Genomic DNA, 23,245 nt, shown 5'->3' with positions numbered 1-23,245 from the left:
TGACCCGGATGAGGGGCGTGTCAGTGGTTCAACATTGAACTGGTTGTCCCAGAATACCGGCTTTTTTCCGGAGCTGCTTCGTTCTTCCTACCAGGCATCGGGGCGTGCAAAGCATCTCACAGATCAGCAGCTTCAGAATCAGCACTCTTTGATCAGGAAAGCGCTGGGGCTTCCCTCTCCGACCTCAGAACCCTTATATCCACAACCTCCAGCGGCTCCCAGGAAGCCCGGTGACCTGTTGTATCAAGATGCCTTGAAAGGCGTTCAGGTTTCCAGTGAAGTGCTTTCTGACACTCAAAGAACCAGTATGCTGGCCGTTGTCCAGAAGGCAGAGCATGACCCTGGGCACCGATTGGAATTGAGGGTTGAAAAGGAGGGAGGAGAAGCCCGGGTCAAGCTGGTTACTCCATTCAACCTGGAGGGTGACTCAACTTACCAGCAGGCCAGAACGGTGTTTTTTGACACTCTGGGCAAGGTGCCTGAAGGTCAATCGTATTCACTGACCACTCTGGTGTCTGATTATAACCGGCAGCTTAAGTCGGTGACTGGCAGTGAAAATCCCCTCTATCAGATGCAAGTCATTAACCCTGTTGAGTTGAGGGTGGATCATAAGCAATTGGAGGGATTCTCTCGAACCAGCCAAATAGGGGCTGCCTATCAAGCCCTGGCAGATCCGTTCTCTGCACTTGACTCCCTGGGGTTTTCGGCACCAGGGCAGCAGGAAATGATTCGCAGGTCAAGAATAACGGCGACAGCATTAGCCCATGAAATAACCGATCAGCCCAGTCACCTCCTGAAGGCCTTTTTGACCCACTTTCTGGCAACCGAGTATGAGCATGGCATGGGGGGCAGCTCAGCTCCCTGGGAGCAAGGTGTCCATTTAAGAACATCGACGACGGATGCAGTGGTGTCCATCCTGGCGGAGGATGATATCCGTATCCTTGAGCGCTATGTGAGTGAGCAGGGAATGGAGCAGGTGGGCAATCGACTGCTGCTGGCTCTGGATGATATGGCTGATGGCAGGCTTGGAGTCAGGTTCGGGGCGTTAAGACCGGAATATGCCGCCCTGGGAGCTGACTTTCGGACAGCGGTCTCTGAAGTATTTGGTCATGCACTCCAATTACGTTTCGACGATGGTCAGCCATCGCCTTCTTTTCAGCTCCCTGATACCGGGCAGGACAGTTCGTGGCAGCCCGTCAGGCCAGGCAGTCAGGAGTTGGTGTTTCATCGACGGTCTGCTGCGGGGCGTCAGCCAGTATCGACTCCGCCGGGCTCTGAAAACTCCGTGGTAACCGTTCAATTGAGCTCAGAGGATACCCCTTTAAATCGACTATCAGTTCATAGTCATCTATCTGGTGATTTAACAGGACAGCTTGGGCTGCTTGCTGATGAAACCGCCCTGGGCAAGACGCCTGATGTAACGCAGGCTTTTCTGGAAAACGTTGAAGCCGCTTACAAACAGTACGGGCCTGAGCAGCAGGAATATCTGGATACCCGGCTCAATGGCATTATTGAAAGGCAGGATGGTGAAGCCCTGGAGGGCATTGCCAGGCAGTTACTGGATCACCAGGCCAACGACGGTAGCCGTTATTCAGAGGGTTCCGGGCTGCAGAGATTGGCGCACCGTTTGATCAGACCAATGTTGACTCTGTTTGCGGGTGAGCTGTCATCCGGTGAGAATCGACAGGAGAGTCTGCACACGGTGTCCCGCTTGATGGAGGTGACCGGTCGCACTGGATTGACTCTCAGGATGCCAGGCAATGAAAAGCCTGTCAGGGTAGAGCTGTCCTCACAGCTTGATGTGGGCCGCATGGTAACAATGCGCTCGGGTGACATTAAGCTGGGAAGTTTTGACCGGCTTAGCCTCAGACCCGGTGAAGGCTTTGTTATAGAGCAGCAGAGCCGACAGCAGATAACGCTGCACCTGACCGGAAGCACTATGGATACCATGGTTTTTCCGGAAATCAGGATCAAGGTTGACCTGGATCGGTATAAAAATCCGGCTCGGCAGTGGTCAGGTTCTGTACAGAATGATGTTGAGAGCATTGCCCGGCTGAATGCTGAGGGGGCGTTGGGTGGGTATCGTCGTCTGGCCCAGCATCTGGCTTTTGAAAGTCAGGTGGATCTGGCGGCCGGAAGCCCGGTTGAGGTTGAATTACGGCCGGATCTTCCACTGGAAAAAAGTCAGGTAGTCTCGCCCGGGCCTGAGGGTGAGGCCGGTGAGCCAGTCAGGGTGATGATCGGCATGGCCGATCGCAGCTCGATTGGAGAGCGCTTTGGTCGTAGGGTCAACGCCTTATTGGGGGTGGCAGCCAGTCGCAGTTTTGACCATTCCCCCAGACAGGTAAAGCAGTGGAGTTATTCCGTCAGTCGTCCTGGTGGGGAGGGGACAGAGTCGGTTGTTATGGCGGATGATCCGCGGCCAGCGGTGGATAATGAACCCTCCGGTGTGATTGGCCGACGTTTGAACGCCATGCTTTATGGAACTCGAAGTGAACGCCGACAAGTAAAACCGTTGACTCAGAAGTATTACGATCTTTCTGTGTCAGAAGGCAGTTCTGAAAAAGTGACCCTTCGGGGAGAGGCTGGCCGGCTGAAAGGTTATTACCACAAGGGGCAGGGAAAGGACTCCGGGGACAGCTCCGGGAACAGAAAGGTGGTGCTGTTTTTGCAGGGGACCCACAGTTCCTGCGATGAACAGGCGAACATGCTAAGGGATTATTATCAGGAAAAAGGCGTCGATGTTCTTGCGGTCAACTTTCGGGGGTATGGTGACAGCGATGGAGCCCCCAGTGAGAAGGGTTTATACCATGATGCCAGGGTCATGTTTTCTTACCTGGTTCATGATCTGAAGATAGACCCTGGCAGAATCATGATTCATGGCTATTCCATGGGGGCTGCGGTAGCCGCTGATCTGGCAGAATACGCCGCCAGTCATGATCGGGCTGTTGCCGGTGTGCTTCTCGACAGGCCCATGCCTGGATTAAAGCAGGCCCTCAAAGGACATGGTGTTTTTAATGCTCCCCAATTTGCAACCAGAAAGCTAGAGAAATCCCTGGGTAAGTTCAACCTCTATGAGAAGCTGCAGGTTCTGCCTAAATCCACCCCGTTGATGTTGATGACCGACAAAGAGGGGCTCGGCACTGAGGGAGAGAAACTGAGAAGAAAGCTGCAGTCCGAGGGCTTTCGCGTCCAGGGTGAGGCTACCCAGTGTGATCACGAAGAGACAGTCAAACTGATGAATAGCTACGGGGATCGTATACTCCGTTTCATCAACAGCGAGAGCTCTTCAGAACATAAGCCTCCAAGACCGGCTTTCACACGTCAGGATACGACCGTTGATCCCCGTAGTCTGATTCAGCAGATATGGGGGCTGGATTCTGATCAGCTGGATGATCTGGGTAAAACCGTGGGGCTGACCAGCGCGGGGGAACTGGCCCCATTACCAGAGGACGTGGGTGAAAGCCTGTACCGGACCCTGGTGGCGGAAGGGCCCCACGACCTGCAGATTCTCAGGGGCAGCGCGGATGATTTTACCCGGGCTATTCGCTGGCTCGACTCCCTGGAATCAGAGCAAGCCCAGAGGGTACTTGCGGATGCGCAGGCATTTATCAGGCAGCATCCCGGGGATCCATCGGTGGTCGATTGCGCAAAGGCGCTCATTACGGTTCATGATGAACTGCCCAGTTTTGAGGCAAAGCGGCAGTTCAGGATAGCCATTGGTGCAGAAACCTGGCAGACGTTGTCGACTCACTCCAGTGTTGCCAATGATCCAGAAGATCAAAGCCGTTTAGCCAGTTTGGCTGAGTTAGCCGAAATGGGCGCCAGGGCTTTTCATGTTACCAGCCTTGATGCTGACGGTTTGGAGAGGGTTCCACCGGCCTTCAGGGAGCGAACTCAAGCCATTGTCAGAAAAGGGAATCGTGGAAGCTTTTTTCTGGTCAATGGTCAGCCTTTCAAGCCCTCTCAAACCAGAATTTTAAAACCTGCTATCGGCCCGGCTGCCTTTGGTATTGAAATTGCCGGCCGTTGTAAAAGGGTGGTTGGCGGAGCCTGTGCTTTGCAGTTTATTGAGCTGGACAAGCCGGGAGAAAGGCGCGTTATTTATGTTTCTTCCGATGATGTCAGTGCCACTGATCCGGTCTCACGGTTTCAAAGCATAGAGCTGGTTGAGTTTCAGGGAAGTCTGTACCGGGTGCTTGAACGCTCCGGAGAGACCTCCATCAAAGGAGTAAAGGCTGAGGGAATCACTTCTGTCGTTGAAGCCTGGCAACGCTTCAAACCATCACAACCTTTAAGGGAAAGCAGCTATGAGCTCTCCGCGGGAGCGCTTAAAACTGCGGTTACCGTTCTGGTAGAGCGGGAAAGTGGTCATATTTTTCAACAAATAGAAGGTCAGAATAAAGCGGTTCAGTTTATTGATGAGGACGGTGTCTTCAGGATTTTCTCCGGTACCGGTGTACTTACTGATCTGGTGAAAAGCGATCAGGCCTCCGGTGGAGAGGGCTCTCAGCCGCTTGGAGTGCCGGTTGACCCCATGTCTGAGTGGCTGTTGCTGTATGACAAGGCCAGTGAAGTCAGTGCCGATGAAACACTGAAAGCGGTAGACGTGGCCGAAAAGTATGTGGCCGAAGCTGACAGCCCTTTGAAAATGGTTGAGGCCAGCAAGGGGGCGGTGGGTGTGGTTGTGGCTCACCCGGATTTTCAGGAGGGAGGAAAGCACTACTCGTTTACTGAGCGGTTTATCAATGTCCTTAACTCTTTTTTTGAAGAAAATGAGACAGGGAAGTCGCTGGTCCGATATCTGCAGCAACAAGGTGATCTGGTGGCGCACCCGGCCCGACTTAAGGGGCTGGACCCAAGCCTGGGGGACGGGGCATACCCTGAAGGCCTTAAGCTGGTTCTTACTCTGGAGCCCCCTGAAAGTATACCGGGTAACCGGATACGCCCTTATGATTCGGAGGCCGCGGCGGGCACAAAGCCATTAACAAAGGGTTCCGCTACACGACTGTTTATTGACCCAACCATGGGCTGGGCCTGGGGTGACCTGAACTACTACAGTCGTTTTTCTGAAGCGGTAGTGGACATTCTCGATGCCAGTTCCCGCGTTGCAGGCAGGGGGCCGGAGGGGCTGGCTGATGCGGCTAAAGAGGTGTTGGACACTTATCGCACGTTAACGGCTCTGGAGATTGAAAACCGGATAAGAACAAAACTGTTTTATAAGAAATACCCATTAAGTGAGGTATATGGGGATCTGAAACAACGGGAGAAAAGTGACATTAAGACCGTAACCAGTGACAGTAACCCCCGAAGATTTGGTTTTGAAACAGAGGTAACAAGTGTTTATGCAGAGGACAGCAAAGGTAAGTTGAAAGTCTCAGAGCGACGAAAGGGGCTGGTGCAGACCGTTGGTAGCCGAAGGGGATATCCTCTGTTTAATCTTTCAACCGATAACAGTACTCTTGGGGCCTGTATTGAAGTGATCTCCGGCCCTCTTTCTGTTGAAGAATACAATGAGGGAACCTATTACAGAGTTTATGCACTTCTTGAGGAAACTCTCAGGGAAGTACCCAGGGACGGTAAGGTATATCTTCAGGAATTTGTTGACCGGTTTAATGGTAAATTAAAGACTCTGGAGGGTGATACTGACGAATACCAGTTGCGATTAAATCCTGACTACGTAGGGGCAAGTAAACTGGATGAGTTTTATTTTACCTACCGCCTGGATACTTTGGAGGACGGCTGGAGGCTTGGCCGGCAAATGACCCTGAGCATTGATTTTGAAGCCATTGGCGACCCCTTATCAATGGCTTCAGAACTGGTGTATACCAACAGAAAAACAAATCGATCACTGTTTTTATTATCTCAGTCAATGGCTGCAGATTATGCAAGCAAAATAACCGGTCAGCCCAGTGCCAAGTTGAAGTCTTTTCTGACGCTGATGTTTTTTAATCAGCTGGCTTACTACAACCTGATGGACCCTGAACGTCAGGTTAAAATGAAAATGGAATATCTCTTCAGGGTTGGAGATATTGAGCCGCTGCTCTCTATCCTGGATGATTCCGATGTTGAAGCTGTCGATCGTTTCTTCTCTTCCAGACCTACAGATCATTTTGCTTCAATGATTGAGGGAGATATTCTCTCCCAGTTTAAATTGAACCTGGAAACGCTTTTGGAAAACCGGGTTCAGAAAAAGCAGAATCTGATTCATAAAATACAGAGTATCAAGGATGCGGTTCAGGCAAGACAGCAGAATGGCCGGTTGCAGCTGCCCGTTCAGCAGCCTGATATTGATAGCAATGTTACCAATGTACCCTTATCGTCAGGAAGAAGAAGCTTAATTGATGTTGGTATTCTGAACCCGGCCTCACGCCTGCCTATTGCCGAGAATGATGGCCGTTATTTTATTGCCATTGAGGTCAGGCACTCTGAAAATCCTCTGTTAGAGAAGCTGATAAGTCAGCCGCCTTCAGTATCCGGGGTCGATGGTTGGCTGTCACTGCTGCAGGATCCGGGGGCTTTTGGCCGGGATCCGGCGGCCACCCGCTACTTTATCGAAAACCTGGAAAAGACGGCCGGTTTCTACATCCATGGCAGGCAGCAATTTCTCTCGCTGGTCAGGGAAAGAGTGGCTCAATTGAGAAGTGATGCCCTGGTCCAGGTGCAGGAAACCCTGTTGGAACTGATTCGAGAACAGGGGGACAGTTACACTAAGGCGCCTGGTCGTGCTGATTTGCTGAATGCCCTGGTGGAAGTTCAGGTGAAACAGCTGAACAGTCGTCTGGCACAGGGGCAGGTAACTACCGGTGACCAGGTCTATGGGCTGATTGAACTGTATAAGCGCTGTGAGTCCCTTCCGCAAAGCCTAGAAACCTACGACGGTGAGACAATCCTGATAGAGTTTGATCCTGAAAGGTCAGGCTATGACTACGAATACACCATCAAGGATGACCGTCAGGTCATGGTAGTGGGAGTTCGGGATGACCTGGCTTATCTCAGACAAGGGAACAATTACCGGGTAGTGTCTGACACCCCAGAGCAAATTGAGATTGAAGTGGTTTCGGATCACCAGAAACAGAAAGGATTGCTGCCAAAAACGCGGCTGGTGATCAACAAGGAGGACTATAAGCAGGCATTTATTGAGAAAAGGTTAAGGCCCCAGCAGTTACAGGCGGATATTGATGCGCTGGTGAAGCAGTTTGTTGCAAAAGACAGTGCTCAAAGGCTTTTGGCGCTCCAGGAGCGAGCCGGGAGTAGCCTGGATGTGAACAGTGGCAGGGAGGTGCTGGTTGAGGTTATGCCGGATTGGCGCCCTGAAGAAAGCAAAGTTCGTCTTTTTGATGGGACGGATCCGACCCGTCCGGTTCGTATTCAGGTGGGTACCCGGCTTTCCAGGGGGCAGGAATATCCGGATGTGGCGGAAAAGCTGTATCCCCTGGCACTGGCCGCCAGTTACAGTGATAGTCCTGGAGACCCTGGGGTTCAGGAATCCAGGGTTGATCGCAGAAGAGCCATGGTCAACATCATCTGGAAACAGAGTGATCGCCTGGTGAATTCATTTGGTGAAACCATTGGCATGACCAGCCTTGGGGATCGGGTTCCGTTACCGGGGTCAAACAGGTTGTACTATCACATGCTGGTTGGCCATCATGACTTGCAGATTCAGCAAGGTACCCTGGGGGATTACCATCATGTCCTTCATCAATTGGTGGACAATGGTGGGCTTGAGGAAGCCATGGGCAGGGCTTTTGCCTTCTTTGACGAAGCAGGGACAGAAGACAGAAGGTTATTCTCCCGGGCCGTCAGTGATGTTTATGAGTCTCTGGTCCAGGAGGTCTATGGCAGCAGAGAAAAAACCGCTGAATTTCTCAGGGCCATTGGCAGCCACAACCTTTCCCGGTTAAAACGAAATGCAGAACCTCAGGCAGTGGCAGGGTTTGAAAGGATGGAGTCTACCCTTCGCTCCGTTATGAGAGAGGTGAGAGGGAATGACGGGCTTGCTGCTGTTGAGTTATGGGGAGAAAGCAGACCGGTTCTGGTACTGGACCCCTCTGAGGCCGATTATTCAAGTGCTCACCCCCTTGAATATGTTGTTGAAGACGTTGATGGAGGGCGTAAGCACCCTGTTGTTCGCAGTGACACTGATTCTTATGAGGTGCTGCTTGATGTCAAAATTTTCCGCAACACCGATAATGACCTTCTGCTGGTTAAAGAGGGTGTGCCTGGCAGGTACGGGAGAAAGTGGGTCAAATTAAGGAGTGAGGATTCGCTCTCTGATATTCAATATCATCTGATGAGGCTTTCAGGCTCTGGTGATGATAGACCCCTTCCCACGGATAATTACCAGAAATACAGGCTGGTTCGTTTTAAATCAAACCAGCAGTATGGTATTGAGCTGGCCCTCCCCCCCCAGGGGCAGGATCTTAAAAGCCTGAAACCCGTTATTAAGGATCTGTTAGCCAGGTCTGGGCCTGAAGCGGACTTTAATCGTAGCGTGCTTTCTCTATTTACTTCGGATAAAGAATCCAGTCGGGATCAGGGATACCATCAAATTCTGACAAGATTGAACCAGGTTGATGACAGGGTATTAAAAGAGGCTGAAGTCAAGGACAATAGTTTTGGATACAACGATGTAAAAAAATACCACTTGAAGGGCGGATTGACAGTTATTGTCAAGGATTTTGGTGGCTTTGTAGCACTTAATAGTGATGATAAAAGAAAGCAGAGATACGATGCCGCCAAGGAGGTATTTGCATCACTTTTTGATCAAAAGCTTAAGTTGGGAGTGGTCGCACCAACGAGTCTGCTGAAAGGGGCTGATAATAAAGTGGTGGCTTTCTTTGTGCCGGACGGTGTTACCACGGTGAATCCTAAAGGAGGGTTCAGCAAGGATTTTCAAAACCTGCCTGGTCTTGAACGGTTCTCATCCCCTATTGTAGTTCTGGACTTTATTTTTAATACTCAGGATCGGGGGGATTTTGGAAACTTTATTGCACGAGCCGATGGTCATGCCTATGCCATTGATCATGAGTCCATACTGAGGCCGGGAAAAGTACTGGCCCCCAAACTCTATGTGCCTGTCAGTGATTTGACCAAAGAAGCGTTGCAGTTGTTTTTCCGGTCCCGGGAAATATGGCAGATTTTTAAAACAACGGACTGGGGAGACTTTTTTGACCGGAGTATTTCTGATTTGCCCGTTGGAAAAGAAACCATTATTAAAGAATCTTTTCTTGATAGAATCAATTTTGTGCAAAGGGAAGCCGCTCACTGGATATCGGAGCTGGGGGAAACGGCATTTTTTCAGGAAGCTGAAAAGGTTTATGCATCGTCCCTGACGCAGCGTCAGCGTGCAATGTATGACTATACCCCTGTTTCCGTGATGCCCATTCTTGAAGAGGACACTGGTGCTCGTCTGGTTGAGGTGATGGATATCAACAGGCGGGTGGCCGGTGATGATGAAACCGGTGGAAGCAGGTTGTTTACTTTTTCCGACCCGGATTTAAGGAACGTTGCCTTTTACGTGACTGACGAGGCCTTATCGGCCCCGGGTGACCGTTCCGGAGTGGATCCTGTGGTTAAGGGCGTCAGCCGTTCCCTGGAACTGTTTTTTTCTCGCACAAAAGAAGGTCAGCAGCTCAGGGAGAGACTGACCCGTCTGGCTGCAGACCTGCCCAGGCCAGCTTCCTTATCAGACATTCCCGGAATGGAGGGCGCCTCTCTGAAGGGGGCGCTGCCAGAGCAGATAAAGGTGATGGTGGTTCTTGGGAAAGCGCCTGCAGAGGCTGTGCAGGTACAGCTTTATCAGAAGCAGAATGGGTTTGTCACCCTGCATATCGACCTATCCCGGATGGGTCCGGAAACCGCGATCAGTGATACCACAGAATGGTTTCCAAAGCTGGCTCAGGCCTTTTCCGGATTGGTGCCTGATGGTGATGTCCTTACCTATGAAAACCGAATTCGTGCGCAGTTGAGGCTACCGGCTATTAAAACCAGCCCTTCCGACGATCTGGCAACGGTGGATGTTCTGCCTCGGGGCTGGTCTAGCGAGGTGGTTGCTTTCAGTTCCAAGCCGATGACCAACATTATTCCAGCAATAGAACCGGAAATGATTGCTGAAACGCTCAGGCCATATAAAGGTAAAAGGTCTTATATGCGCCTGATGCTGGATGCCAAAGGATCCATCCTTTTAAAAGCGGCTGTCCTGGACAGTGACCTCGAGCGCTCGCGTACAGAAATTGCGAAGAAAGCACTGGCTGACATACTGGCTGAAACGCATCAGAAACCGGGTGAACTTCATAAGCTGTCTGATCTTCTTGGGCGCTATAACGCCTCCCTTGATGACAAATTAGGAGCCGCTGCAGAGCGTTTTAAATTTGTAGCTTCGGACAATGATCTGATTCCCTTCAAAAGCATAGAAGTGATTCCTGACAGGCATTTTGGTTTCTCCGTAAGAATATCATCAAGCCGAAGAACGGAGGCGATGAACTACAGGGCCTGGGGAAACCCGTTATCTGGACTGGGCCTGCTGATGTCCAGTGCCAGTGATCAGGCATTATTGACTTTATGCCAGATGGAAGCTGAGGGACTGGCAAACCGCGTTCTGCCAGAAGGTGTCAGGGCGGATGATGCCCGTTCCCTGTTTACAGACTTTTTATTCCAGAGCATCAAAAAGGCAAGAGGCCTATCGTCAGATGAAGGCTCTACAGGGTTTCGGCCACTGACTGGAACGGCGGAGGCACTGGCAGGGGCTGTTTCCCAGGAAACCATTGAGCACCTGGATAACTATATCAGACAGGTGGAATATGACTCTTTCTCTGCGGGTATCCGGGAGGCAGCCCAGCGGATCATGACAGCGTCAGGAGCAGGGCAGGAGGTTGTGTCCGGCACTTTGTCTGGAGACAGTGGCGAAGTATTCAATGAAGGGATGCGCAGCGTTTTTGTTGAGGCGCTGACTGTCAGGAAGGGAATGGGGGATGCTTTCCAATTGCCTGTTGTCCCTTTGAGGCGGCGCCGGGGGCGAAAACCGATCGATCCTGTTGCGCTCTCAGAAAACCGTCAGCCTCTTGTTCAGCAGGGCGACCAGCTTTACTGCATGGTTGAGGTCGATGCTGAGCTCCCCATGCTGAGGCACGACCTGAGCCCTGAAGTGCTGGATGCTGTTTTCAAACTTAACCGGCAGCAGGGTATTGGGCAGTCGCCGTTTGAAGCCGATGCGTTTGTCCAAGCGATGGAAGCCGCCTTCAGTCACGGTTTTGTGGACAGTGATAACCCTCCGGAATTTCTGATTCGTTCCGTAGAAAAGACACTGAACGGCCTGGATGTGGAAGGGCTGCACCGCCTGGAGTGGGCTTTGATCCGGAGGGTGCAGCTGGAGGAAAACAAGGGTGGTGTCGCGGGTAGTGGTCAGTGGGAAATTAGAAAACGGGCAGCGGGTATTCTGCTTAAGCATGAGTTGCAGGACATTGCCAACCAGGTGGCTGAGGGAAAGGTTCTGGAAGAAGGGCAATGTAAGCGAGTCGATAAACTGACCGCCCTGACCGGTGTTGAGAAACTGTCCATTAAACTTCCTGGAAAAAAAGGAGGAGCTGACAGAACAGTGGATGTTCTGGTGAATCCCACCCTGACGCTGGATGCTTCCTGGGCCGATATGGAAGCCAACCGACTGGTCCTGGGTACAACCCGAACGGATGGTCTTTCTGCGCTTGGGGCCCAGGCGTTGCTGCAGGAGCTGGTGCGTCCTTCCCGTGAAGTTGCAGGGGAACGACTGATCTCCCTGGGGGTAAGGAAGCACTCCGGCAAAGGAAGTCCTCTGTCGCCTTCCAGGGTAAGGGTCATGTCGGCCAGGCTGGATTTTGCCGCCAAGCTCGATCGATTGGGAGCGGCCGTTGAGCTGGCAAAGCGGTTGGATGAATTTGGCTGGAATGACAGCGCAAAACAAATCCGGCAAGCCGTCTCTGACAGCATAGAAATGCTTAAGGGAATCGATGTTACGGATTTAGATCGTTCAACCGGTCAGGGAGGAACCCGGCAAACACGCTCCATGATCAATATTGGCGCCGCTGAATTTCAAAAGCGTGTGAATCGGCTTACCCTGCCGGATTTACCTCCACCCATAGAGTCGAATCTGCCGATATCGGTTTGTAAAAGGGATGCAGGTGCCAGTTGTCGGCGTGACCCGGTGGAATGGGCTGAACGGGTTCTGGATGAGGTGGATGAAAGGCTTAACAGGGCCCTGCCAGAAAGTGAAGCGGAATCCATAAGAGAAAAATACCAGGATGGAGACCCACTGAAGAGACTGGACTCTATTGGTTCCTCTCTGGATGAGTTGTTGAGCAGTTATGACGAATTGTCTGATGATGTTGACTCTGACGACAGTGGTTATGATTCCAACACTGAAAAAGAGCAACCGGGCAAGAGTCAGAACTCTACCCGAAAGACGGAGGTTGAACTGGTAAAGGCAATGGATGCCTTTTTTAATCAGGAGTTTGTCTCAGTGGCCGGTGAAAGCCCGGCAGATGATAGTAAGCTGCAGCAGAAAATGATGGTGAAGCTGCTGGAGTTGGTCACCAGCCGTAATTCCGAAATAAAAACCGTTGATGCCGCCATTGATGCTGCCATACAGGTGTATGCAGATGCCGGCTTTGGGGAAGAGATCGAAGAGATCAAGGCATCCATTCGGGAAAACGATGAGTTTAAAACCATTGTTGAGTCAATGGATTCTCCAAAAGGGATTCATGAAGCCAGTGAGGCGTTGAACCTGTCCGTTGCCTTCAGGGAAAATGCCGTTGATCGCTGGATTCATAAGCACGGGTATTTCGACTCCCCGAAAATGCAGAGGGTCCGGCAGTTTGGCAGGAATTTGTCCAGCAAGCCCTGGTTTGGCAAGGCCCAGATGGGGGTCGGTGTTGGCATGGGGCTGTTTGGCCTCGGTCAGAGCACGGTATCCCTGCATAATCTCAACAAATTCAGAGACAGTTTGACACCCGAAGCCTATGCCATGGGGATCACCGGGGTGGCTTTTGGTTACACTGGAAGTATTTATGGACTGGGCAGAACGGCCCATGCAGTGGCCTCCCGGGCGGCAGGTTTTGCGGATGAAGGGCTGGGGCTGATTGGTGCAGGGATTCGTAACGCCCCCAGGCTGGTAGGGAGAAGCGCGGTCAAGGTGTCCGCCAAAACAACGGCCAGGCTGGCCCGCTTTGCACCGGTAGCGGGCTCGGTTATTGCGGTTGCTGCCGGTGTGTTTTCTCTGGTCTCCAACGCCATGGCGGCAGAGGAAGCCCGCAAGGCCGGTAATATTGATCAGCTGGCGTTTTATGCGGTCAATGCGGTTCTGGATGGCATCGGGATTGTTCTTGATGTAGCCAGTGCTATCTGTGAAGCCTCTGTTATTCTCGCTCCGGTTGGATTTATCCTGGATGTGATCGCCACCTTCCTTGGGCTGTGCCAGATGATCATTGGCTTTTTTGCTCCTCCCACCAATGCCCGTCAGGATTTTGATGCTCTGGTCAAAAGCAAAGCGTTTACCGACTTTATCGACAAACTGGCCGCGGATGCTGCGGAGGAAGGTTATTCCAAGTTCGCCTGGCGGGAAAGTGCCGACCCGCATTTAAAAGACCGCTTCAAAAAATACAAAGATGATTTGCGAACCGTCCAGCATGAAGTGCTCAGGGAGCTTCAGGGGAAACGGGATAAAGGCATAAAAGTCTGGGATATGGATATGTGGTCTGAAACCCTGGTGGATGCCACCACGGATAAAGACGACTATGTGGTGGCAAAGGGTGACAAGTCGGTTTATGGGTTAGGCGGGGACGACCAGATTTTTCGTGAAATGCATCAAGGGAGATCTTACGGGGGAGCGGGTGATGACAAGATTGTGGGAGGGGTCTATCAGGAGGGGAATGCCGGTAAGGATAAGCTGATTCATGGGCTGGGAGATGTAACTCAGAAAGGAGGGACCGGTGATGATGAAGTTCGTCCGGGCACCGGACTTGCGGATATTGATGGTGGGCCTGATGTGGATACTCTGCTTCTGCCCAGCCCCCCCCTTGAAAACAAGTTTGGGGATGTCTCAGAGCCGCATTTTTTGAGGATCGATGGAAAAGAATACGACCCCGGCGTCTTCTATAAAATGCAATGGAAGGTGGATGACTGGGATACAACAAAGGTTCATTCCCCTTCGGTTTCCGCCAATGTCAGGATGGATCTTCTGAACGCAATTGCTTTGGGTGATACTTCCTTTTCTGGCTCCGGCGTTTCGGGAGGGACGGCTGTCCCCTCCACGGTTTCTCCCTCTTCTGTATCAGCTATTCCGACGGCGGGTACTACTCCAGCTCCTCCCCGGTTTCCGTATGTATTTAAGGTTGATCTTTCCCGCCAGCGGTTTTCCAACAGCTTTACCGATCTTCTACAGCGATACCATGAACGCTTTAAAGGCGACTTCAGTGTGTTAAAAACACTTTATGGAATTGAGCGCAAGGGCAGCCTCCGAATTTCCAATTCCGGCATGAATTTTATTAATTATCACAGTGATCCTTCGGCATTTCTGTTCAGTCCTCACAGTGATCTGGAGGCTTGCGAGGGAAAAACAGAATACGATCGCAGTGAGAGTCTTTGCCCGGACAACACCGATGTTGTTCCCAGCGCCAGCATCCAGAAACTCGCATCTGAGGCCATGGCCCGAAGCAAGATTCCGTCATCGGACCTTTATAAAATCGGAGAGGTGACCCTTGGCAGGCTCAGAAGGGCTCTGGTGAAGCATACCCGCTCAGGTAAATACAAATCGCTGTATCAAGAATTGATGTCGGGAGATCATAAAGACCATACATGGGTCACCGGGGGAGGGAAGATCAAGAATGCCCATGCCATAACGGTTGATAAGCACAGGCTTCACTCGGCCTGCAATGTTCTGAGTTTTAATACAAAAGGGGATCTCAAATGGGGAAGCCACACGGAACCCAGTGATGGGTGTAAAATGATGGTCGAAGGAACCCGGTGCTGGTGGAGTGGCACATTAGAGGATACCAAAGAGGGTTGTTGTCTTTATTATGAAGTGCTTGGGGTTGACTTTGTCCCGGAAGAAGAAGTTTACCAGGGGGCGTTATATCTTCATGCCGGTGGATTTCAACAGGGTAATGAGCGCCAGGTAAGGCTGTATTTTATTGGTAATGAAGGCACCCTGGTCGAGTTTGATTATCAGCAGTTACTGAAATGGGCCAATATCAAAACCTGGTACGATAAAAGTAAAGGCCACCGTAACACCCATGACAATAATCAGGTTGTTCGCTTTTATGCCACTCTTATGGATCTGGCCGGCAGCCACGGAGTGATTAACAATATAGAAAATGTGGTGGGCAGTGCTTACAGTACGACGTTTACCGGTGATAACCAGAATAATTTAATGATCGGTCGCAGTGGTCGTAACTTTTTTGATGCCAGGGGGGGGGATGACCAGATTGTTACCGGTGATGAGCTGGATGTTGTTGATGCGGGCCCTGGAAATGATACGGTGATCATTAAAGTGACCGATAAAGGACGAAAGTATGTGGATGGGGGAGAAGGTTATGACCGGGTTTCCTATGCCCAGAGTGAGAAAGGGGTTTCTGTTGATTTAAGCAGAACCCGCCAGGATCTCGATAAAGGTGATGCATTTACCGGAGTTGAAGAGTTTGAGTTGACACCTTCTTCCGATACATTTGTTGGGAATGATGACAGTCAAACGGTCAGGCCTGGTAAGGGAGAAAATAAAGTCTGGATGCGGGGAGGGGACGATACGGCTATTTGTGAGGAAGGAAAGACGGAACTATGGCTGGAAAAGGGCAGGAATAAAGCATTTCTCAAATCGGGCACTCATGTGGTTCATGGAGGTGAAGAGGATGATCAGATCTTCTTTTCAGGGTCTTCGCATACCGGCCATTTCATTGAAGGCGGCGGAGGGAGAAATCAGCTGATCAGCAGTGATCGCCCTGAGATTTTTCTGGATTTTATCAGGCCCGCTGATTATTCACCTTCTTCAGCCCAAGGACATGAATGTGGAAAGTTCGAGCCTTTTAATATGGTAATAGAGCTTTCGGATAACCAGTTAAGGTTTAAAGTTCCGGGAATTTATGATTCGGATTATGTCAATGAAGAAGACGGCCCTAATAAGGGAAAAAAGGGTAAGTTTCTGGTTGAAGATTACAAGTTTTCAGAAAAAAGTTTTTACAGGATGTCTTTTGAGGTTGATGGACTATCGAAAAAAATAGAAAGAAATATAAAGGTGAGTGAACTGGGTAAGGGAGATGTTGTTTTAAGTTGGCCGAGCTTGGTGGGACCAGATTTACCACTGGATTTTTCTCTGGAAGATATTATTGATCGAATTGCCGTTGAAGTAGATGTTCAGTGGGAGCCCGAGCATGACACAACGATAAAATGCTATAACGGTGGCCAGCTGGTGCGTGAAACGAAAAGTAAGGATATCAATAAAGACAATATACAGTGTGCGTCCGGTGAAAAAAGGGTTGAAGGTGTCAAGACCACCTATATGAAGCAATGCCGGTCTCAATGGCAATCGTTGTATTCGAAGCATACCCTGCCTTTTTCAACGATCGACCTGACTTTCGAGCATGAGGGCAAGCGACAGGTTGAAGGTATCCAAATGATAAAGACTCAGGACGGTGATGATGTTCTTACCGGCAGTCCTGACGAAAACAACATTCTTATGGCTGGAAACGGGGGCAATACATTAACGGATATGGGGGGGGATAATCAGTTTTCTACCGGGATGGGTGATAACACAATCAATGCAGGTACAGGGTATGACACCCTTCAGTATCCAACGGTTACCCATGTCTGGCTAAAGGAACGGCCCTTTATTCCTTATACCCGGCACCGTATTTCAGTGAATATGATTGAAGGTTACGTCGATCATACCTGGAAGGCAAAAGATGGAGTGCATCCGGACAAGACATTCCGTGACACGTTTACTGGAATAGACAATATCGTCGGCACCAGTAATGCCGATCGGTACCGGGGATCCAAAGCGGGTGAGCACTATACCACCGGCGGAGGGAATGACTGGGTGGATATGGGGAAAGGGAGTGACATGGTGGTGGTTATGCAGCAACGGCTTGCCCCGGCATCTGATGGCCAGAAGGGCTTGCCTGAGCCTTTGCAGCTGAAGCTGCTTGATGGGGGAAGTGAAGTCGTCCCCATAGAAACCACTACCGAATCCCCTGCAGAAGCCACTACTGAAGCCACCACTGAAGCCGCTGCTGAAACCACACCAGAAGTAGATACCGTAATGTTCGAAACCCTTGAAGGGGTTTGGGTTGACCTGGCTGACGAACAGGCCCGGGTGGGGGAAGGTGTGGCATTTCCACTTTTGAATTTTGAACGGGTCACCGGCAGTAACTGGAAGGATATTCTGTTCGGAAATCATAAAAATAATGTCTTTACTCTCAGGGAGGGAGAGGGAGAAGAAGCCTATGGCAGGGGGGGCGATGACTATTTCTTTCTGTCACAGGGAACCCATCTGATTTCCGGAGGACCTGGCAGTGACACGGTTGATTACAGCACCCATGGCCTGCCTGAAGGAAGCCGGGGGATGATTGTTCTTTCTGACCGAAATGTGTTGCGGGGTGTGTTGAAAGATGCGAGCTGGCTAATGGAGTTCGATTGGTTTGCTGAGGTGCAGGCACTGGATCAGGAGGCTGAGTTCAGTCAATGCCCCGATGAGGAGATAGAAGACGAGTGGAGTCTCACCCGGGAAGAGATGACAACGGTGAGCTCAGGCAAGGCCAGTAGTACAGAAAAACCGGTTACCGAAGCGCTTTCATCCACTGATTTTTCTGCAGGTACATTATCAACATCAACATCAACATCAACACCATCAGCACCCGCGACGTCGACAGTGATGAGGGGAGAATCGTCAACTCTGGCTGAAACCCCTTCCCTGGACTTTACAACGGCAGGTTTTGTTCAAACTGATGCCACACAGGGAGTGCCTGTCGGAAAGCGAAATTGCCGGGATGGTTATGTGGCTTACCGTTCAATTTCGGGTGACCGGCCGGGTACCACAGAGACCGCGACAACGATTGAAACAACAGAGGATGGGGGCTCTACCACCAACACAGCGGGTACGGAAACGCCTCCTGTTCCCGGCTTAGTTAAAGACCGTTTGTATGGTATTGAGAACTCAGTGGCCTCCTCTGGCGATGATCTGATTTTTCTGACCGTATCCGGGGCAATGGCAAGGGGCTTCAAGGGGAATGATCAGCTGTTTGATCTGTCAGAGGGAGGAACCCTGATGGGGGGAGAAGGTGCTGACCACCTTTATGCCAGCCGAATGAAAAGTAGTAAGGGAACCACAACCCAGGGGGGAGCGGGGGAAGACATTCACTATGGCGGCCCTGGTGACGACAAGATGATCGCGGACCAGGATGCGGACTTGATGCAGGGTGAGTCCGGTAAAGATATCTATGTCGTTTACCTGGCGGCTAAAGGCTCCAGAATCGTGGACCCTGATCATGAGAATATGCTGGTTTTCAAGGGGGATAATATTGCCAGCAGTCACATAGAGCTGGAGCTCAACGGGGATTACAGTGAGCTTGCCTTTAAGTACAAAGGGGCTGCATGGGTGACCATTGATCTGGGGGCGGTGGAACGGAGAATTCGTCCTGATGGCAGCCTGGATACAGAGCATTTTGTCGGGCAGCTTTACCGCCACTTTTCTTATATACAGCTGGTTAACACCTATACACCGGAAAAGGCGGCTGTTGAGGGAACAAAACCGGTGCCTGCAGAACCCCCCTTCACCAAGGAAGCATTGAAAATTTTCTATTTTGACCGGCTGAACGGGGATCTCAGACTGGATAACATTATGGCGGCTACTCCCAAAGCCCCTATGGTTCGGTCTGGTCTGGGCAATGATGATTTGAGGGTGAGTGGAAGTGCCGTTAATCATCAAGCGGGTGTCGTTTATGAGCTACGGGGTGAGCAGGGGCATGACTCGTTTACGGTTGAAGGAGACTACGCCAACGTGTATCCGGGGGATGGACATAATAACTTGTCCCTTGGGTTTGAGGGCAAAGCATTTGTCCATTTTGATGAGACAGAGGCCCAGAGCTTTAAGCTTTCCCTCCCTTTCCCTCCTTCAATGTTAAGGTCACAAAACTGGTTGCCCGTGGGAGGAACGCTGGGGCAACTACCCGCCCATGGCGATCCTGATCGAGCTGTCAATCATGGGGGATTTGACCAGGCCGTCGTGCTGACTGATCGGGATCAGTGGCTGGAGGTTCCGGGGCTGATGACGGGTGGAACGATGATGGTGTCTCTGTGGGTAAAAATTGCCGGTTTATCCCAGGGTGATCTGTCGATCCTCAGCTTTTCCGAACCAGGAGGCCGGCATACCATTGAGGTCACCAAAACCGGGAGTGGTGATCTCATCCTGAGTTTTTCCGGTGAAAATCCGGAGGCCCTGTTCCGAAAACAACTGCCCGGCTTTTTCCAGAATGACCAGTGGGTGCATATGGCACTGGTGGTGTCTCGGGCCGGTGACATTAACCTCTATAAAAATGGAGAGTCAGTAGCCGACCCGCTCAGGGGACCGAGTCTGAAGCGAATGGCAAGGTCCCGGAATTATTTGGGGAGAACCGTTACTGGATCCGGGCCGGGTGCTGTGAGCCCCCATGAACAGCTTTACCTTGATAGCCTGATCGTGACTGACGAGATACCCGAACAGGAAATGCTAAGGCAACTGGTCCAGTCAGAAAGCGGGGCACTGTATGTCGTCACTTCTGAGTGCGGCAAGGTTCAGGCGATGATGACGGATTGTCCGGACTATCTGGAGTTCCAGGAAACCTGGTATCTGGATGGTCAGCCTGCAGTCAGTGCCTGGTTGAATGCAGGCCCTTCGGGCTCTTTTCCCGAGCCTGACGGTCGGCATGTTTTTGTTGCGGATCATCAAAGTGTTGCTGGCCTGTTTCCCCAGGGTGATGGCTGGAAAGTGGTGGATAAGGCTCCGGGAACGGGGGATCTGCTGGTGGTGGAAGCCAACTGGGACAATCAGGTGCTGTTTAGAAAATACGGCAACGACCTGATTATTTACCGGTTCAGGGATGGTGAAAATTACCAGACTGTTCCCCTGGCCCGCATTGTTGACCGGAGAAAGTACAACGAGTTCTTTGCACAGGATCGCATTGAGAGAGTTGAGCGAATCCAGGTGAACCAGAGAGTGATACCCGTTGATGAAATCTGGTCGCTGACCCAGGCCTTTCCTGCTCCTGACCAACTGCTGAAAGGAACCCATCTTGAAGATATCCGGGTTATTGAGGAAAACGGTCGGCTGCTGTTGTTTCTAAGAGGGGGAGGGCTTCGTAAAACGATGACGCTTGAGCAGTTGTGGCCTCTGGAGTGGGCATATCAAAGGTTGGAGCCAGAGCAGCAGCTGAGCATTCAGGTGACGGTTAAAGGAGAGGTTGATGGACAGGCGTTGACTCTGGCCTGCTCACTGATGGACTGGCTCGGCATGGGCAGAGCCTGGCGTCGGTTATTGCAGTCACAGGGCTCGACCTGGAGTGAAGAGAGTGACTTGCTGGCTATGAATGCCAGCGATGTCTTTGAAAAAACATCGAAAATCCGGGCTCTGCCCTCTTCAGCAGAAGAAGAGCCATCCGCGACGGCCTTATGGTTGGGCACGGGTGCCGATGATGTCTGGATGACTCAGGGAGGCGCAGGGGCTTTTCTGGGGCTGGGAGGGGAAGACCGGTTCACGGTTCGGGATGTTAACTGGGATTACCTCGGTGGCGGGGAAGGAGAGGACACCCTTGAGTTTGCCCATCAGAAGTCACCGGGATATGTGGTGGTGGATGGTGCGAAACAGCAGTTGATCATTGACCAGCAGGCCAGGGGATTGTTTGCTTCCTTTGAAACCCTGGAATGGAACTCACCTCATCCGGGACGGGTGATCCCGGCGCCTGGGATGTCCCGGATGGTGGTCCGCAATGGGCGTCTGGATGTTGTTACCGGAGAAGATCTCTCGCACATCGTTGTTCAGGAACAGGGGGTGTTGACTCTGGAGGAGTCTGGCCTGGAGTCCGTAATCGTGTCGTGCAGCGACCGGCCAGAAGGGCTGGAAAGCCTGCGGTTCAGCAACCCGTATAGAAAGGCATCCGATGTCATGGTGGAGCGCTTCCAGCCAGCCACCCGCCTTGAAGACGTTCAAACAGGAGGGGACATGACCCTGGCCTGTTTCCTGACGCTTGAACAGGTACCGTTGGGAACGGTCAGTCTGTTTGAATTCTCCGGTACCGCCCAGCAGGGGGGCATTTCAATAAGAACCGACAGCCACCTTAACTTGCTGATAAAGCTGTTACTGCCAGACGGCACAGAGACAGAGCAGGTGATTGCCGGTTTTTTCGAGCTGAATCATAAACGCCATATGGTGGTCACATTGTCTCGTCGAGGGGGCACTGTATACAGGGATGGCGAGTTTGCCCACCGCTTCTCTTTTCCTCTCTTGCCTCGGACTGTACGGACTGTCAGTCAGGCAGAAGAGGGAAGCGGGGTGAAGGTTGATGGACTGGTGTTTGCCAACAGGAGCATCAGCAGCCGAACAGCCGGGTTGCTGGCAGACAGTCCTTCCGGGAAGATGCTTCGATTCAAACACCGGCAGGCTGAAGACCAGGGGATTGTTGTTTATGGAGAAGGGCCGGAGACCATAGCGGTCAGCGGGCAGATCTATTCACTGGCTGACTTTGTTGAGCTGGCGGCTGATTTTAATGAACCTGACGGCCTGGATCCATGGCCGTGGCCTGACTCTGATGAGCTGGAGGCTGATGATACGCTCTCAACAACGACAGAGCATCCAGTGTTGTCATCCTTGCCTGCTGTGCCGACGACTGGGGGTGAAAGTGTTGCAGTAACTGTTGCCAGTCCTCCTCCTGAAAATCAAACCGACCCTGCCACTCACGGTCATATGGGGTTTAATTTTCCGGACCTGCCCTTAACCATGATTAAGCAGGAACGACCGGAACAGCCCGAGATTCCAGAGTTTGAAAACCTGGTTTCAAGAGCGGCTTCCATCCACGAGCGAGCTGCCAGCCCTGAGGAGAGCTGGCAGTCTCTCAGAAACCTTCCCTGTTATGGTGATGAAGAGTCCAGTGGGGCCGGAGTGACTCTGCCTGCTGAAACCACGGTTGCGAACCAAAGTGGCTCTGTTCCACCGATGTCCCCGGTTTTACCAAAAGGCGTTCGCAGTGTTTCAGAAAGCGCTGTTCAATGCGATGGTTCCGGTGCCTCGTTGTATGGATCACAAACGGTTTCTGATTCTGAGGCTGCCTCTATTCAAGCAGTTGTGCAAGGGAAGCAGGCCAGGTCAACGGTCAAGGGATTGTCCTGTTATGGTCCCTGCTCTGCCGTGGAGCAGAGCCAGGATGGCCATGATGCTGAACCCCATGAGGACTTGCTGCCGGAGAGGGGGGTGAAGTGTATTTATTCCTGTTCTGGAATTTACGAAAAGGATAACAAAGGAAAAGTCAAGCAACGGTTGCAGCCATCCACTTCCGGCCAGCCGGTGCATTGCGGAGTTCCCTGCAGCGCCCATGACCTGTCCATGGACAGCTCTAACGAGGCTTCACTTCAGGATGTGGACGTAGACCTTGATCTTCAACAGATTACTTCCGGTCAGGCTTATCAGTGGCTGCTGGAAGGCACGGAGAATTTCCGGTGGAACAGTAAAGCACCGGTCTTATTAAAGGGTAATAGTGAAAAGAATATTCTTGAGCTGGGAGCGCTGGCCCAGGATGGGCAGGTCCGCTCCGGTTATGGTGATGATGAGATTCTGCATTCATCCGCAGGTACGCTGACCTATGAATATGAAAAGCAGGGAGGAAAAGACTTTATTCAGGTGTTGGGTGAAGGGGATCTGTTTGTTGAACTGGGGAATGAGGCTGACTGTGAAAGGATGACCTTGACGGAGAAAAGGGGGCTTCTGGAACTCAGGTTAACGGAAGGTGCAAATCGGCCCCATGACTATTTGTATATGGCGGGTAAGTTTGATCCCGCTAAACACCGTTTTCAGCGAGCCAACCTGTCCGGTGTTCGGTGCGGTTCCCATACCTTCCGTTCCCAGCAAGGGCTTGATGTGCTGATCCAGAGCATAAATCAGTTCAAAGGGTTCACCAGCCCGTCGTCTTCAACCTCTACCGGTTTTTCAGGGATGACTCAGCCCCCCCCAATCCTGTTGACAACCGCTTTTGCTGGTTAG

General features: G+C 51.6%; 1 protein-coding gene (running past one end of the window). It reads left to right on the top strand.

Features of this window, described 5'->3' with window-relative positions; all coding sequences use genetic code 11:
• Window positions 1-23,245, top strand: the 3' portion of a protein-coding gene (locus ACNRUY_RS00615; RefSeq protein ID WP_488109697.1) for an alpha/beta fold hydrolase. It extends 7,511 nt beyond the left edge of the window; the window shows 23,245 of its 30,756 coding nt (coding positions 7,512-30,756); its start codon lies off the left edge, out of view; the stop codon is at window positions 23,243-23,245.

The organism is Endozoicomonas sp. Z74, assembly GCF_057680865.1.
This window is presented reverse-complemented; position numbering and strand designations above follow the sequence as displayed.